The sequence below is a fragment of the Pseudomonas fluorescens genome (genome assembly GCF_004683905.1).
GTDB lineage: Bacteria > Pseudomonadota > Gammaproteobacteria > Pseudomonadales > Pseudomonadaceae > Aquipseudomonas > Aquipseudomonas putida_A.
Map to the genome: position 1 here is coordinate 4,728,920 of NZ_CP038438.1, position 16,554 is coordinate 4,745,473.

The window sequence follows — 16,554 nt, forward strand, 5'->3', positions numbered from 1 at the left end:
TCCACGCACGTGCTTCGCGTGTGAAATGGATCCGACCATGGCTGATCAAGAGCTGAGCATCATCACCCCGTCCATCGCCAGCAGCGCCTCGATCACCACGATCGGCAAAAGCTGGGGGGCGGTTGGCGCCACTGGCGCGGCTTCATTTGAACTGCCACTGCCCCTGTCCGCCGGACGTGGCTGGGATCCGCAACTGTCGCTGACCTACAGCAGTCAGGCCGGCAACGGGCCGTTTGGCGTCGGCTGGAACCTGGGTATTGGACAGATCAGCCGTCGTACCCAAAAAGGCGTGCCGCGGTATAGCGATCTCGATGAAATCATCGGTGATGACGGTGAAGTGTGGCATCCCGAACTGAACAGTGATGGCACACCGAAGTCGCGTCCCGAAGACAGCTACAACGCAATTTCCGTCGGCGCTCATCACGTGGTGCGCTTCTGGCCCCGGGTAGAGAGCGACTTTACCCTGCGCGAACGCTGGCAGCCCGTCACTGCAGACGGTAAACCTGAGGGGCCGCCCTTCTGGCTGATCCACGGCGCAGACGGCTCCTTGCAGGTATACGGCAAGACCAGCGCCTCGCGCCGCGCCGATCCGGACAATCCACTGCGCGTCGGCAGCTGGCTGCTGTGCGAAAGCATGAACCCGCAGGGCGAGCACATCGGCTTCGACTATCTGGCCGATGATCAGGACCCCGACCCGACTCACGACTACCGCGCCCAGCGCTACGTGCACGCGGTGTTCTACGGCAACGTCACAGCCAGCCAGCATTTGTATAGCTGGACCGTGGAGGATCCGGCCGAACTGGATTGGCATTTCCATCTGCTGTTCGATTACGGCGAGCGCACCCGTTCACTGACAGAGGCCCCGGTGTACGGCGGCGACAGCCTGGCAGTCTGGGATAAACGCCGGGATCCGTTTTCCACCTTCGGTCAGGGTTTCGAACTGGGCACGCGGCGGCTGTGCCGGCAAATCCTGATGTTCCATAACTTCTCGCGGCCTGCCGGTGAGGATCCGCTGCTGGTGCGGCGGCTGCTGCTGGAATACCCGTCGCCCTCTGATCCGTGGACTTACAACCGGATCACCGCCGCCCACTATCAGGCCTTTGATGCCAGCGGCGCGCTGGAGACGACGCCGCCGGTGGAGTTTGATTACTCACCCTTCGAGATCAATAAAACCTCGTCACGGATGTTCGCCGAAGACACCATGCCGGGCCTTGAGGATGGACAGTTTTACCAGTGCGTCGATCTGTACGGCGAAGGTGTACCGGGATTTCTCTGCCGCTACGATCAGTGTTGGTATTACCGCGAACCGCTGCGCGCAACGTCGGGGTCAGACGCCATCACCTACGCTTCCTGGACCGAGCTTGAGCAGATCCCGGTGGCCAGGCACGACGCCGCCCAGCAGTTCTTACTCGACCTGACCGGTAACGGGCGGCTGGACTGGATCGCGGCCTTACCGGGCAGCAGCGGGTATCGCACGTTGAATGCTGACCGCAGCTGGGCGCCGTTCATCGCGTTTACCGGCATGCCGCTGGAGTTTTTTCACACCCTTTCGCAGCTCGGCGACCTGGGAGGCAACGGCCTCAACTCGCTGGCAATGATCGGTCCGCGCGCGGTGCGCTTGTATGCCAACCAACGGGAACAGGGTTTTTCCGGCGCCGAAGACGTGCCTCGCAAAGACGATGAGGACAGTTTGCCGCTGTTCGGCAACGCCCCCACAGAACTCGTATTTCTGGGCAACATGCTCGGCAGTGACATGAGCGAGCTGTGCCGGATCCGGTACAACGAAATCAAATGCTGGCCCAATCTGGGGCATGGCAAATTCGGCGAAGGCCGGGTCATCAGTGCCCTGCCCTTCCGGTATGACCAATTCAACGCAGAGCACATCCGGATCGCCGATATCGACGGCTCCGGCGCGCCGGCCTTGCTGTGCCTGAAACCTTCAGGCTTCGAGATCTACCTCAATCGTGGGGGCAATGGCCTGGAACAGACGCCTGTCTTCGTGCCGTGGCCGGAAGGCGTGAGCTACGACCGCCTGTGCCAGGTCAGTTTCGCCGACCTGCAAGGCCTGGGTTGTGCCAGCCTGATCCTGACGGTACCGCACATGACCCCCGAGCACTGGCGCTACGACTTTGTCGCGGCCAAGCCTTACTTGCTGACCGCTACCAATAACAACATGGGCTGCGCCACGCAGGTGGTCTATCGTAGCTCTGCACAGGAATGGCTGGATGAAAAACAGCAGTGGCTTACCGATCATCCCGACGAAACGCCGGTGTGCCATCTACCGTTCGCGGTTCAAGTCGTCGCCCGGCAACGTCAGCTGGATGAAATAACCGGCAATTGCCTGACGCAATCATGCTTCTATCGCGAAGGCGTCTACGACAGCATCGATCGTGAGTTTCGGGGTTTCGGTTACCGGGAACAGACCGACAGCGAACGGGCCACAGGCGATGAAGAACTCGGGTTCACAGCACCGGTGCGCATCTGTACCTGGTACCTGACCGGGCAGGCGATGGATCGGCCAAGACATGGCTACTTCGACGGTGACAGTGAGGCCGTTGACTTGCGACCAACCGTCTTCAGCCGCTATCACGACAGTGATGAATGCGATGAACCGGTCACGCCAGACAACGAAGACGTACGCTATAAAATCGCACGCGCGCTGGTCGGCGCCGTCGCCCGCATCGAAACCTGGACCGGCACTGACGAGCCAGCCAATGCACGGCTCTACGCCGTAGAAGAATTTCGTTACCTGGTGCGTGATGTCCGGCCCGCCAACTTGCGAGAGCCGGCGAGCGTGCTGCTGGTACAGACCCTGGAAAAAATCAGCTATCAGTACGATGGTTTCATTGACGACCCGTTGTGCCGTCATGAAGTCTTGCTCGCCAGCAGCGAATACGGCCACGCCACTCACAGCCTGACCATCAGTTACGCGCGACGGCGCCTGCCCGGCGACCCTCCGCCTTTCAGCGACCCCGACGAACAACAGTGGTGGCGGGACGCGCATGACATGGCGCAGCGGTTTTTTTATCTCAACGAAACGCGCGCGCGCTCGATTGATCTGGACGAGAAGCTCTATGAATGGCGACTGGGCCTGCCTTGGCAGCAACGCAGCAATGCCCTGGTACTGCCCAAAGGTGATCTGCCATCGGGCCTCAACCCGCAACAGCTGACATGGGAATTACTTAACGAGCATGTAAGCTCGCCCGAGTGGAATGCCCTGCGGGTGCTGACCGGGCAAACCATGCAGCGCTATATCAACAAAGAGGACGGCAGTCTGCTGCCCGACGGCTCGGCGCAATTCGAAGCACTGAAAGGGCCGCTGGAAATGGCAAGCTTCGACAAGACGGCCCTCGCCGCCTACGACATTCTGCCGCCACCGTTCGATATCCTTCAGGAGCTGGCGAAAATCGGTTACACACTGATGCCGCTACTGTTCGATGACACGGCGGTAAACGCGGACGCAGAAAGCCTCTGGTCCGCGCATTACACCTACGCGAAGTACGCCGATGCCAAGGATTTCTTCCGGGTACTTGAATACCGCGAAACCCTGAGCCACGGCTGGACCAAGGCGCGGTACGACGAGTATTGGCTGCTGGTCATCAGCGTCGAACTGCCGGATGGCTGCATCACCCGCTGCGAATACGATTACCACGCCCTGCAACCGGTGCGCATCATCGATGCCAACGAGAATATTCAGGAAGCGCTTTACGAGCCTTCCGGCCAACCCTTGGCGACCAGTTTTCACGGCACCGAAAACGCTGTCGCCGCCGGTTTCCGCCCGCTCAGCGAATACGTGCGCCCGGTAGATCCAAGTCCGGACGCTGCCATTGCCGACCCGCAAGCGGCCGTGCAAAAAGCCGCCAGCACCTTGCGCAAGGATTTGTTCAGTTGGATGGGACAGTTGCCTGCGGCGGTCGATGCAACGCCGCAGCTGCTTGAGCAATGGCTGGCCAGCGGTGATGTGTTGCCGAGCCTGCACATTCGCGCCAGCGCGCGACGGCGGCTGGCGCAATTGACGTCGCCGACTCCCGCCGAACAGGCCCTGCGCGAACTCATCAGCACGGTTGCACGCAAACCGGTGCACAGCGTGGCGCTGAGTGCCGACCGTTACCCGACTGATCCGATTGCGGCATTGGTGCAGATCATCATCAGCTACGTGGACGGCTTTGGCCGCGCGTTGCAAACCCTGCAACGGGTCGAGCCCGGAATCGCCTGTGCGGTCGCTGCCGATGGGTCGCTGATCGTCGATCGCGGGCAGCTGCGCGAGGAGCACGCCGATCCACGCTGGCGGGTCAGCGCGCGGGTCGAGTACAACAACAAAGGGCTCGCGGTGCGACAATTCCGGCCGTTTTTTGCCGACACCCATGGCTACGTCAATGATCAATCCCTGCGGCGGTACGGCTACTTCGATCAACTGTTCTATGACCCGCTCGGGCGTCTGGTCAAGCTGATCAACGCCAAGGGCTATTTTTCCCGCGAGACCTATCATCCGTGGTATCAGGCCAGCGAAGACTTCAACGACACCGATGAATCCGCTGTGCCGGAATCGACATCACCATGGACGCTGCACTGATGAGCGCCAACCTCCATCGGCGTACACCGTCGCTCGTCGTGATCGACAGTCGCGGCTTGCCACTGCGTCAGATTGCCTATCTGCGCGTATTGGCCGAAGACCCTGCCGAAGCCTTGGTGACTCGCCAACAGCACGACATTGCCGGGCGTCTGGTGGCGCAGTTCGATCCACGCCTGAGCGCTCCGAGCGTTACCAGCATTCATGATCTCAACGGCCAGCCACTCAAGATCAACAGCGTCGATGCCGGCTGGCGCCTGAGCCTGCCCGGGCTGGCCGGACAAGCCTTGCAGCGCTGGGACGCGGGCGGCGTGCACTGGAGCAGCCGCTACGATGAGTTGCTGCGCCTGCTGGCGATCAGCAACAGCGTCGACCCGCTCAGCGACACCTTCACCTATGCCGATGCCAGTGCCCCGGCCGATCACAACCAGCGCGGCCGATTACTGGAACAGTTCGACCCGTCCGGCAGCCTGCACCTGGACAGCTACAGCCTGGCCGGACAGCCACTGCGCGAAAGCCGCACCTTTGCCGACGCCCGGGTGTTTGTCAGCCAGCGCATTTTCAACCCGTTGGGCGCGATGCTGGAGCAGACTGACGCCGGCGGCCACCGCCAGCAATCGCGCTACGACGTCGCCGGTCAGCTCAAGCAGTTGCAACTGCTGCTGGCCGGCGACCACGACTGGCAGGACGTGTTGCTCGACTCGCACTTCAACGCCGTCGGACAAATCATCGAACAACTGACCGGCAATGGCATTGCCTGCTACTGGGACTACGAACCAACCACTGGGCGCCTGCAGCGGCAATGGGCGCAAAAGGGTGCGCAGCCGCCCCTGCAGGACATGAGCTATGAGTACGATCCGGTCGGCAACCCGACACGCATCCTCGACCACGTGTTCACGCCCAGCCACTTCGCCAACCAGCGGGTCGACGGCGAACGTGCGTTCCGTTACGACTCGCTGTATCGGCTGACCAGCGCCAGCGGTTACGACGACGCGGCCCCCAGCGACCTCCCCGGCCGACCGCAACCGAGCGACCCCAACGACCGGCGCAATTACCTGCAGACCTACCGCTACGATAACGGCGGCAACCTGACGCAACTGTGCCATGTGCGCGACGGTGCCTGTCAGACCCGTCAGATGTGTATCGACCCTGCAAGCAATCGCGGTGTGCGCTGGAAACAAGGTGATCCCGCACCGGATTTCGATCAGCTATTCGACCGCCACGGCAACCTGATGGCCCTGCAACCGGGACAGGCACTGCGCTGGGACGCCCGCGATCAACTGGCCTCGGTGACTCTGGTTCAACGCGAAAACGGCCTGGATGACGCCGAGTTCTATCACTACAGCCAGGGCGCGCGCGTCTACAAACGCCATGACACCTACAGCGGTTCCAACCGGCATTTTCACGAAGTGCGCTACCTGCCCGGACTGGAGATCCGCAGCAAGGACAACGGTGAGGAGCTGCACGTCATCAGCCTCGCCGCCGGCGCAGGCCATGTCAGTTGCCTGCATTGGCTGAGCGGCAAACCGCCGGGCATTGCCGACAACCAGCTGCGTTACACCCTCGATGATCACCTGGGCTCATGCGTGATGGAACTGGACCAGCAGGCACGCCTGATCAGTCACGAAGGCTATTACCCATTCGGCGCGACCGCGTGGATGAGCGCCGACTCGGCTGTCGAGGTTGACTACAAGACACTGCGTTATTCAGGCAAGGAAATGGATGTCAGCGGTTTGTATTACTACGGTGCGCGGTATTACGCGCCGTGGTTGCAACGCTGGGTCAGTGCGGATCCGGCGGGAGATGTGGACGGGCTGAACCGGTATGCGTACGTCGGCAACAATCCGCTGCGCTATGTGGATCCTGACGGAAACAACAGAGCGGAAAGTGTGATCATGCTGTATTCAGCATTTCTTTCGAGCGTCCAGGGCCACTCCACGCAGGTTGTGGGGCAAATTCACAACATTCTCCATGAGGAAGGTGTGGCAATGAATCTGGCACTGAACATGGTAGGCGAAGTCGTGAGAGGGGTCGTCGGCTATGAGGGCGGTGCCGCAGGCGGCGATCTGCTTGACCTGGTCATTCCCAATATGCCTGACACCACACCCTACACCACGACCGGAGGGGTGATCGGCGGCAATATTGGCGGCGACTCCGCCACGGCCATGATTGATCCGATAGCCAACAGCGCCGGCATCGGAATGGGTCCACTGATTCCGCAGACCTCGCGGATCTCGGTCAACGCGATTGATCATGGGCTGGGCATCAGAGATGCCGTCAAGGAAATCAGCTCCTGGCGAGACGTGAAGGATGAGCTGATTCATCCAGGCCTTGATGCGGTACTCAACCCCTCCTTCATGATGGGCCGGCTCATGGCTTCGTGGATATCGATCATTCCCGCAGCACTGAATATGTTTGCCCGGGCAATAGAGGCAGAAGACATCAAAAACCGCCTTGATCCGGTAAAGATCCAGAAAATAGACAAAATGCTCGAGGACTGGAAATCGGCGGTAGAACAACGTGCCGGCTGGGCTGAAAATGCATTCGATGCACTGGGCACGGACATTGTGTACCCGGCCGACTCGCTGCCAAATATCAACCATATGACATCGGCAGAGACCCTGGCCCCCATCTCTCGCTCAGACTTGCGCCGGTTGACCAATTTTACTCTTTCCAACATCAAGCGCTCTCAAGACATGATGACGTCGTACAAAGAGATGGGGACTACCGACAATCAGTTCTTGCTGGCGCAGCGCCGAACCCGGAAAAAGGCAGCCTGAATGATCCGCTTCACGGAAGTGCGGGCATGAATCCTTCAGTGCATTGGCGTACTCCTGCTCTGTCGGCTCACGATCCCAGAGGGCTGCCGGTCAGAAACGTGGCTTATCTGCGGGCGGTGGTAGGCGCCGAAGTCGAATGCCAGATCAACCGTCAACGCCACGACTCCAACGGCCGCCTGATCGAACAATGGGACCCGCGCCTCCCCGTGCCCTGCCTGACCACGGCTTACCGTCTGGACGGCGACCCACTGAAAATCGACAGCGTCGATTCCGGCTGGCGCGTAAACCTGCCCGGTCTGGCCGGTGAGGTGTTGCAACGCCACGACCAGCGCGGCAAGCAATGGCGCAATCGCTACGATCCGATGATGCGGTTGATCGCCGTCGATGAAAATGCGCAAGTCGATGTCGAGCGCTACACCTATGCCGACCACAATGCCGACCCCGGGCATAACCTGCGCGGTGAACTGAGCGAAAGCGCCGACCCGGGCGCCACAGTGGTGGTCGACGGCTACAGCCTGCAGGGCAAGGCAGTGAGTGAAACCCGTACGCTGTCTGGCGAGACGGCGGCTTTCATCACTCGTACGGATTTCGACGCGCACGGCAATGTGGTGCAAGTCACCGACGCCGGTGGTCACCGGCAACGCTCGAGCTACGATGTCGCCGGCCAGTTACATCAGGTATCGCTGTGGATAGCCGGGGCTGACGCGGCACAACCGGTGGTCGACGCTGCCACGTACAACGCCTCCGGCCAACTGCTCGAACAACGGGCCGGCAATGGTGTGCGCAGCCGCCGCGTGTACGATCCCGCTGACGGTCGCCTGCTGAATCAGCTGGCCTGCAAGGATCAGGAAAAACCGCTGCAGGACTTGCACTACACCTATGACCCGGTCGGCAATGTCCTGCGTATCGAGGATCGCACCCTGGCCACGGTGTATTTCGCCAATCAGCGCGTCGATGGTGATCGTCATTTTGTCTACGACTCGCTGTATCGGCTGAGCGAAAGTCGCGGCTTCGAAGGCCAGATCCCGCAACAGTCGCCAGGTTTGCCGCAACCGATTGAGCCCATCGACCCGGGGCGGCGTTTCAACTACAGCGAGCAATATCACTACGACGCGGGAAATAACCTGGTTGAACTGGTGCATGTGCGCAAGGGCCACAACTTCACGCAACAGATGAAAATCGCCGCCAACAGCAATCGGGGGCTGCGCTGCCAACCCGCTGATCCCGAACCGGTGTTCGGCGACTACTTTGACCGCCACGGCAACCAGCTGAAACTGCAGCACGGCGGCCTGCCACTGGAGTGGGACAGCTACGATCAACTGGCCCGCGTCACCCTGCTGCAACACAGCAACGGCCCGCCCGACGACGATGAAATCTATCGCTACAGCCAGGGTCAGCGCGTTTACAAATGCACGCTGAGGCATACGCCGTCGATCACCGATCGCCGCGAGGTACGTTACCTGCCAGGGCTGGAAATCCACAGCCGCAGCGACGGCCAGCAACTGCATGTCATCGTGCTGCCCGGCGCGCGTTGCCTGCATTGGCTCAGCGGTCAACCGGCGGATATCGAAGCCGATCAACTGCGCTTCAGCCTCGACGATCACCTCGGATCCTGCTCGCTGGAACTGGACCGCCACGCTGGCGTGATCAGCCTGGAGCATTATTACGCCTTCGGCGGCACGGCCTGGTGGGCAGCCCGCTCAGCCGTGGAAGCGGATTACAAAACGATCCGTTACTCGGGCAAGGAAATGGATGCCAGCGGTTTGTACTACTACGGCGCGCGGTATTACGCGCCATGGCTGCAACGCTGGATCAGTGCTGATCCGGCCCGGGACGTGGACGGACTGAACCTGTACGCTTTTGTCGGCAACAACCCGGCGATCCATGTCGACCGGACGGGCACCTACAAGGTTATTTTCGATCTGGCCAAACGAGCGGTCGGCCTGCTCGACAAAGCCGAAACAGCGGCCGATCAATTACACAACCTGAGTCGCGAGTTCGACGACTTGATCCCCGAAGGCGCAGACATCGAAGACCTGCGCAAAACCATGACGTTCGGCAAATTTCTCAAGTCCCGGCAGGGCATCAAATCGGTTCTTTACGGTGCGGGGAAAGGGCTCGCCATCGGTGGACTTATAGGCACGGCACTACCAGGAGTTGGCAATGCCATCGGCAGTGGTGTGGGGACGCTGGCGGGCATGGTCGTTTTCCCGTTGCTGCGCTATTACTTTTTCAAGAAAGGCTTGAAACTCGCGCAAACGCTGCGCACCCAGGAACTCAAGAATGGCCTGCAAACCCTCGGTGATACCGTCACCCGCGTGGTTGATGGCACCACTGATCTGCTCAATGGCGGCACGGAGGTGCTGGAACGCATCAAAAACATGACCAATACCCTCAACGCATATCCCGAGCGGACTCAGGCGCTGTTCCACGACCAGTTGCAGACCCTTGCCGGTGACAAACAACGCGAGGTCATCAAGCTCCTGAGAAGCGGACTCGACCCGTTCGACGCCATCGGCAAGGTGCTGGAGACGGCCCAAACGGTCATGGATGACGCCCCCGACATCGGCGCAGACGTGAACAATCGCCTGCAACAACTGCAGAGCAAAGTCACTGAGAATTCAAGGCTTAAACCCATCCCCAAGCCGCGGACGAAATACATCCAGCGGGTCTCTGCCGGCGAAACGTACGTGTGACGTCGAAGGCCGTTCGAACAGTGCGCCGAGCCACTTCGGCCCATGCTATCGTGCCCGCCCGTCCCTTTATCCATTAGCCCAGCATGCTGCCGACTTCCCGTACTTTGCGCCTGTCGTTGTATACCCTGCTGATCATCGCCGGTGCCGTGCTTGCGGCCACCCTTGCCATCCGCCACGCCGAACGCCAGGCGATGGAGGAAGACGCGACCCGTGCCAGCCAGCAATTGGCGCTGTATGCCAACTCGTTGCACACCCTGATCGACCGCTATCGCGCCCTGCCCGCCGTGCTGGCGCTGGACCCGCAATTGCGCAGCGCGCTGGCCGGGCCGGTGGGTGCGGAACAACAGAATGTGCTGAATCTGAAGCTGGAGCAGATCAACGGCGCGGCGCAGTCCTCGACCCTCGAGCTGCTTGATCACAGCGGCCTCGCGGTGGCGGCCAGCAACTGGCGCCTGCCGAGCAGTTACGTCGGCCACAACTACGGTTTTCGTCCGTACTTCAGCCAGACCCGCACTCAGGGCAGCGGGCGCTTTTATGCGGTGGGCGTGACCAGCGGCATCCCCGGCTATTTTCTGTCCAGCGCGGTGCTCGGCGACAATGCCGAGTTCCTTGGCGCGATGGTGGTCAAGCTGGAGTTCCCCGAGCTTGAGCGTGAATGGAGCCAAGGCAGCGACACGCTGCTGGTCAGCGATGCACGCGGGATCATCTTCATCGCCAACCAGCCCGGCTGGCGCTATCGCTCGTTGCGGCCGCTGGACAGCCGCGACATGGACGAGATCAAGCGCACGCGGCAGTACGACAAACAATCGCTGATCCCGCTGACGCATTTGTCGCTGCGTCACTTCGACGACAACAGTGACCTGCGCCGGGTCGAAGGCCCGGACGGAACGGCGGACTACTTGTGGGAATCGCTGCCGCTGGCCACCGAAGGCTGGACCCTGCACTTGCTGCGCCGCCCGCAAGTGGCTTTCGAAGACTTACGCAACGCCGGGCTGGCCGCCGCAGGTGTATGGCTGGCGCTGGTGTTTTTGCTGCTGTTCCTCAATCAGCGCTGGCGCCTGTCGAAAGTCCGTCAACGCAACCGCGAAGAACTCGAACAACTGGTCGAAGAACGCACCCGCGATCTGCGCACCGCGCAGGACGGTCTGGTGCAATCGGCCAAGCTCGCGGCGCTGGGGCAGATGTCCGCCGCACTGGCCCACGAAATCAATCAACCGCTGACCGCGCAACGGATGCAATTGGCGACGCTGCGCCTGCTGCTCGAACATGGCCGCGTCGATGATGCGTACAAGGCGCTCAAACCGGTGGACGACATGCTCACGCGCATGGCATCGCTCACCGGCCATCTGAAAACCTTCGCCCGCAAGAGCCCCAGCGGCCTGCGCGAACGGCTGGATCTGGCGACCGTGGTCGATCAGTCGCTGCAACTGCTCGATGCGCGCCTACGCGACGAACAGGTCAGTCTGGTGCTGCACCTGACGCGTCCGGCCTGGGTGCGTGGTGATGCAATACGCCTCGAACAGGTGCTGATCAATCTGCTGCGCAATGCCCTCGATGCAATGCAGGGCAAACCGTGCAAGCGCTTGGAAATTCGCCTGGAAGTGGACGAACAACTGTGGCGCCTGAGCGTGATCGACAATGGCGGCGGGATTGCCGAACAGCACCTGAATCAGGTGTTCGACCCGTTCTTCACCACCAAACCGGTGGGTGACGGACTCGGCCTCGGGCTGGCGGTATCCTTTGCCATCGTGCATGAATCCGGCGGGCGTCTGAGCGTAGAAAATGGCGAGGCCGGCGCTGTGTTCAGCCTGACCCTGCCGATCGATCTGGAGGCACACATCTGATGCTCAACTCGGTGATGGTGGTCGATGACGAAAGCAGCATTCGCAGCGCTGTCGAGCAATGGCTGAGCCTGTCGGGGTTCGCGGTACAGCTGTTCAGCCGCGCCGAAGATTGCCTCGCCGCGCTGCCGGCGCACTTTCCCGGGGTGATCCTCAGCGATGTGCGCATGCCCGGGCTCAGTGGTCTGCAGTTGCTCGCCGAAGTGCAGAAACGTGATGCCGATCTGCCGGTGATTCTACTGACCGGTCACGGCGATGTGCCGATGGCGGTCGAAGCCATGCGTGACGGCGCCTACGATTTTCTGGAAAAACCGTTCAGCCCGGAAACCCTGCTCGGCAGCCTGCGCCGGGCACTCGACAAGCGGCGACTGGTATTGGAAAACCGCGCCCTGCACGAGCAGGCCGACCACCGCGCCAGACTCGATGCGACGCTGCTCGGCGTGTCCCGTGGCATGCAGACTTTGCGTCGACAGGTGCTGGATCTGGCGGCGCTGCCGGTCAACGTGTTGATCCGTGGCGAAACCGGCAGCGGCAAGGAACTGATCGCCCGCTGCCTGCATGATTTCGGCCCGCGCGCCGCCAAGCCCTTCGTGGCGCTGAACTGCGCGGCGATCCCCGAGCAGTTGTTCGAAGCCGAGTTGTTCGGCCATGAAAGTGGCGCGTTCACCGGCGCGTCCGGCAAGCGCATCGGCAAACTGGAATATGCCGATGGCGGCACGTTGTTCCTCGATGAAATCGAAAGCATGCCGCTGGCTCAGCAAGTGAAATTGCTGCGGGTGTTGCAGGAGCAGAAGCTGGAGCGCCTCGGCTCGAACCAGAGCATTCGTGTCGATCTGCGGATCGTCGCCGCGACCAAGCCTGATCTGCTGGATGAGGCCCGGGCCGGACGTTTTCGCGAAGACCTGGCGTATCGCCTGAACGTCGCCGAGCTGCGCCTGCCGCCGTTGCGCGATCGTCGCGAAGACATTCCGCTGCTGTTCGAGTCGTTCGCCTTCAGCGCCGCCCAGCGTCTGGGCCGCACTTTCCCGCCGTTGAGCGGGGCGCAATTGAGTCACCTGCTCAGCCACGACTGGCCGGGCAACGTGCGGGAACTGGCGAATGTCGCCGAGCGCCAGGTGCTGGGGCTGGATGAGCCGGTGCAGGGCATCGATCCGGGCCAGTCTCTCGCCGCGCAGCAGGAAGCCTTTGAAGCGCAATGCCTGCGCGCGGCGCTGACCCGGCACAAGGGCGATGTGAAAGCGGTGCTGGAAGAGTTGCAACTGCCGCGCCGGACCTTCAATGAAAAGCTGCAGCGGCATGGGTTGAGCCGGGAGATGTTTGTTCCGGGCAGCTGAGTTTTGCAGTGTCTGATCGGGCCTCTTCGCGAGCAAGCCCGCTCCCACAGGGTTTTGTGCTGAACACAGAATGTGTGAACACCACCGACCACTGTGGGAGCGGGCTAGCCCGCGAAGAGGCCCGCAAAGGCAACATTTATCCATCCGCCTGAATGAGCAATTTTCCGCTCACCACAATCCAGCCATAAGCGGATTTCCGCTCATAAAATCCTGCCGCCCCCTCTAAACCGGCCCTCCCCCCGTTGGCACAGCTCCTGCTATAGCCCAGACAGGCTGCGTTCCAACGCGCTCCACAAAAACAATTAAACGAAGGATCCTTCAATGGATAACTCCAACGCCCTGCCCCTTGGGTCGGCTGCCGCGCCCGCCAAACAAAGAACCACCGCCAGCCGGATCAAATCGATCTTCAGCGGCTCGGTCGGCAACATGGTCGAGTGGTACGACTGGTACGTCTACGCCGCTTTCTCGCTGTACTTCGCCAAGACCTTCTTCCCCGCCGGTTCCACCACCGCGCAACTGATGAACACCGCCGCGATCTTCGCCGTGGGCTTCCTGATGCGTCCGATTGGTGGCTGGCTGATGGGCCTGTACGCCGACAAGGTCGGTCGCAAGAAAGCCTTGATGGCCTCGGTCTACCTGATGTGCTTCGGCTCCTTGCTGATCGCCCTCAGCCCGAACTACGAAACTATCGGCATCGGCGCGCCGATCCTGCTGGTCTTCGCGCGCTTGCTGCAAGGCCTGTCAGTCGGCGGCGAGTACGGCACCTCGGCCACTTACCTGTCAGAGATGGCGACCAAGGAACGTCGCGGCTTCTTCTCCAGCTTCCAGTACGTGACCCTGATCTCCGGCCAGCTCATCGCGCTGGGCGTGCTGATCGTGCTGCAGAACATGCTGACCACTGAACAGCTGTACGCGTGGGGCTGGCGTATTCCGTTCGCCATCGGCGCACTGTGCGCGATCGTCGCGCTGTACCTGCGTCGCGGCATGGAAGAGACCGAGTCGTTCACCAAGAAAGAGAAGTCCAAGGAAAGCGCGATGCGCACCTTGATGCGTCACCCGAAAGAATTGCTGACCGTGGTCGGCCTGACCATGGGCGGCACGCTGGCGTTCTACACCTACACCACCTACATGCAGAAATACCTGGTGAATACCGTCGGCATGAGCATCTCCGACTCGACCACCATTTCCGCCGCCACGCTGTTCCTGTTCATGTGCCTGCAACCGATCATCGGTGGCCTGTCGGACAAGATCGGTCGGCGCCCGATCCTGATCGCCTTCGGCGTACTCGGGACGATCTTCACCGTGCCGATCCTGATGACCCTGCACACCATCCAGACCTGGTGGGGCGCGTTCTTCCTGATCATGGCGGCACTGATCATTGTCAGCGGCTACACCTCGATCAACGCCGTGGTGAAAGCCGAACTGTTCCCGACCGAAATCCGCGCGCTGGGCGTCGGCCTGCCGTACGCACTGACCGTTTCGATCTTCGGCGGTACCGCCGAATACATCGCGCTGTGGTTCAAGAGCATCGGCATGGAAACCGGTTACTACTGGTACGTGACTGCGTGCATCGCGGTGTCGCTGCTGGTGTACATCACCATGAAAGACACGCAGAAACACTCGCGGATCGTGACTGACTGAGGAATGAGTCAGTTCAGCCATTGTGATGGTGGCTGTTATGGCCTCATCGCGAGCAGGCTCACTCCTACATTGATTGGTGTACGCCGCCCTTTGTAGGAGTGAGCCTGCTCGCGATTGGGGCGACTCGGTATCAGGACAATTCAGCAACTACCGTTGGCTTGCCATAACGCTTCTGCGCATACGACGCGCCGACAATCATCACCAGCAGAATCCCCGCCAGCACCGCCGACGAGCCGATGGTGCCGAAGTCCAGGCCGCCCTTTTCATGGGACTTGGTCATCAGGTCACCCAGGGTCGCACCGAACGGCCGGGTCAGCACGAACGCCACCCAGAACAACAGCACCGACGAAATCTTCGTGAAGTATTTGAGCGCCACGACCACGGCAATGGTCGAGCCGATCAGCAGCGCGCCACCGGCAAAACCCAGGCCCGAATCATCGGCCAGGTAATCGCCGAGCGCAGTGCCCAGGGTGTTGGAAAACAGAATCGCCATCCAGTAGAACATCTCGCCACGGAAGGTCTGCACCTTGCTGACGTTCAACGAGTCGCCGCTCAGGCGCCAGGCCGTGAAGATCGCCAACAGAATCGCAATCAGGATCATCGACCCGGTGGCGTAGCCCAGTTCAAGGGTGCGGTCCATGAAGTCGGACATGGTGGTGCCGGCGGTGCTGGTCGACAGAATCACGATCCAGTACAGCAGCGGCTTGTAGGTCTTGGCCATCAGTTGGCTGATCAGCGTCAGCACGAACACGCTGATCAGGATCAGCGAGCTGAGGGCGTACCCGACGTTGAGGGTCATCGACAGCAAGTCCCCCGCGGTTTCCCCCAGGGTCGTCGCGCAGATTTTCATGACCCAGAACGCCAGGGTGATTTGAGGCAGTTTGTTCATCGCAAGCAAAGCTCCAGTGTGGGACGGCCGGTTCTTGGTTTTCTGGCCGTGGGCAGACTGGCGTCGCACCGGTGAAAAACCGGTCGGCAACAGATGAAAAATCCGTCATATCGCGAAAAACAGCGATTAATCCCCCATTAATGCTGCCCCGGCATCCTGCCACTACCTGATCGATGACCCGCGCGGCGTTCGCTCCCGACAGTGGAAGCCCATTCAATGCGTCGTCCTTAATATCAAGTTAATCGATTGTTTTTAGCATTTATTTGCGCTTTTTTATCAATTTAGTTGGCGTAGCATTAAACCCATGCAAGACACACCCGCCAACGAATCTGGAGTCACTCACATGAAAACCAAACTGATCCTCGCTTTCGCCTTGTCCGTAATGGCCGCCAACACCTTTGCTGCCGACGGTTTTGATCGCACTGGCTCGGCCGTCGCTGCCGATGGTTACGACCGCACTGGCTCGGCCGTCGCTGCCGATGGTTACGACCGCACTGGCTCGGCCGTCGCTGCCGATGGTTACGACCGCACTGGCTCGGCTGTCGCTGCCGATGGTTATGACCGCACTGGCTCGGCCGTCGCTGCCGATGGTTACGACCGCACTGGCTCGGCTGTCGCTGCCGATGGTTATGACCGCACTGGCTCGGCCGTCGCTGCCGATGGTTACGACCGCACTGGCTCGGCAACTGTCGCCGAGGATGGCTACGACCGCACCGGTTCGGCGACCTTTGCTGAAGACGGTTACGACCGCACCCAATCCGCTTCGATCAGCTGATTGCAGTCGTAAAGCGCACAGCCCGGCT

The 16,554-nt window shown here is 61.0% G+C and carries 8 protein-coding genes; 7 read left to right on the forward strand and 1 reads right to left on the reverse strand.

Annotated elements, in window-relative coordinates:
- Positions 1-37 precede the first annotated feature (37 nt).
- The 6 genes from E4T63_RS21790 (at position 38) to E4T63_RS21815 (ending at position 14,862) form a co-directional block, all read left to right on the forward strand.
- Positions 38-4,573: a SpvB/TcaC N-terminal domain-containing protein gene (locus E4T63_RS21790; protein ID WP_135296443.1), complete on the forward strand. Its 4,536-nt coding sequence runs from the start codon at positions 38-40 to the stop codon at positions 4,571-4,573.
- The gene (locus E4T63_RS21795; RefSeq protein ID WP_135296444.1) at positions 4,573-7,350 is read left to right on the forward strand and encodes an RHS repeat-associated core domain-containing protein; all 2,778 of its coding nucleotides are present in this window, start codon (positions 4,573-4,575) and stop codon (positions 7,348-7,350) included. Before E4T63_RS21790 ends, E4T63_RS21795 begins: the two co-directional genes overlap by 1 nt.
- A 26-nt stretch (positions 7,351-7,376) precedes the next feature.
- Positions 7,377-10,046, forward strand: a complete 2,670-nt coding sequence (locus E4T63_RS21800; protein WP_135296445.1) for an RHS repeat-associated core domain-containing protein — start codon at positions 7,377-7,379, stop codon at positions 10,044-10,046.
- A gap of 83 nt (positions 10,047-10,129) precedes the next feature.
- Entirely contained in the window at positions 10,130-11,890 is a 1,761-nt protein-coding gene (locus tag E4T63_RS21805; RefSeq protein WP_103367403.1) for an ATP-binding protein, read from the forward strand.
- Positions 11,890-13,221, forward strand: a complete 1,332-nt coding sequence (locus E4T63_RS21810) for a sigma-54-dependent transcriptional regulator (protein ID WP_135296446.1) — start codon at positions 11,890-11,892, stop codon at positions 13,219-13,221. Before E4T63_RS21805 ends, E4T63_RS21810 begins: the two co-directional genes overlap by 1 nt.
- Positions 13,222-13,542: 321 nt before the next feature.
- On the forward strand, positions 13,543-14,862 hold the full coding sequence (locus E4T63_RS21815; protein ID WP_003227623.1) for an MFS transporter: 1,320 nt from the start codon (positions 13,543-13,545) through the stop codon (positions 14,860-14,862).
- A gap of 130 nt (positions 14,863-14,992) precedes the next feature.
- Here E4T63_RS21815 and E4T63_RS21820 read toward each other — a convergent pair whose 3' ends face one another.
- Complete coding sequence (locus E4T63_RS21820; RefSeq protein WP_098965314.1) at positions 14,993-15,751, reverse strand: COG4705 family protein; 759 nt, start codon at positions 15,749-15,751, stop codon at positions 14,993-14,995.
- A gap of 343 nt (positions 15,752-16,094) precedes the next feature.
- Here E4T63_RS21820 and E4T63_RS21825 point away from each other — a divergent pair, with 343 nt between their 5' ends.
- Entirely contained in the window at positions 16,095-16,526 is a 432-nt protein-coding gene (locus E4T63_RS21825; RefSeq protein WP_098965315.1) for a heme utilization protein, read from the forward strand.
- Positions 16,527-16,554: the final 28 nt, after the last annotated feature.

Excerpts from the sequence above, each read along its gene's own strand:
- E4T63_RS21790 (WP_135296443.1), top strand. The coding sequence starts at position 38 with ATGGCTGATCAAGAGCTGAGCATCATCACCCCGTCCATCGCCAGCAGC.
- E4T63_RS21795 (WP_135296444.1), top strand. The coding sequence starts at position 4,573 with ATGAGCGCCAACCTCCATCGGCGTACACCGTCGCTCGTCGTGATCGAC.
- E4T63_RS21800 (WP_135296445.1), top strand. The coding sequence starts at position 7,377 with ATGAATCCTTCAGTGCATTGGCGTACTCCTGCTCTGTCGGCTCACGAT.
- E4T63_RS21805 (WP_103367403.1), top strand. The coding sequence starts at position 10,130 with ATGCTGCCGACTTCCCGTACTTTGCGCCTGTCGTTGTATACCCTGCTG.
- E4T63_RS21810 (WP_135296446.1), top strand. The coding sequence starts at position 11,890 with ATGCTCAACTCGGTGATGGTGGTCGATGACGAAAGCAGCATTCGCAGC.
- E4T63_RS21815 (WP_003227623.1), top strand. The coding sequence starts at position 13,543 with ATGGATAACTCCAACGCCCTGCCCCTTGGGTCGGCTGCCGCGCCCGCC.
- E4T63_RS21820 (WP_098965314.1), bottom strand. The coding sequence starts at position 15,751 with ATGAACAAACTGCCTCAAATCACCCTGGCGTTCTGGGTCATGAAAATC.
- E4T63_RS21825 (WP_098965315.1), top strand. The coding sequence starts at position 16,095 with ATGAAAACCAAACTGATCCTCGCTTTCGCCTTGTCCGTAATGGCCGCC.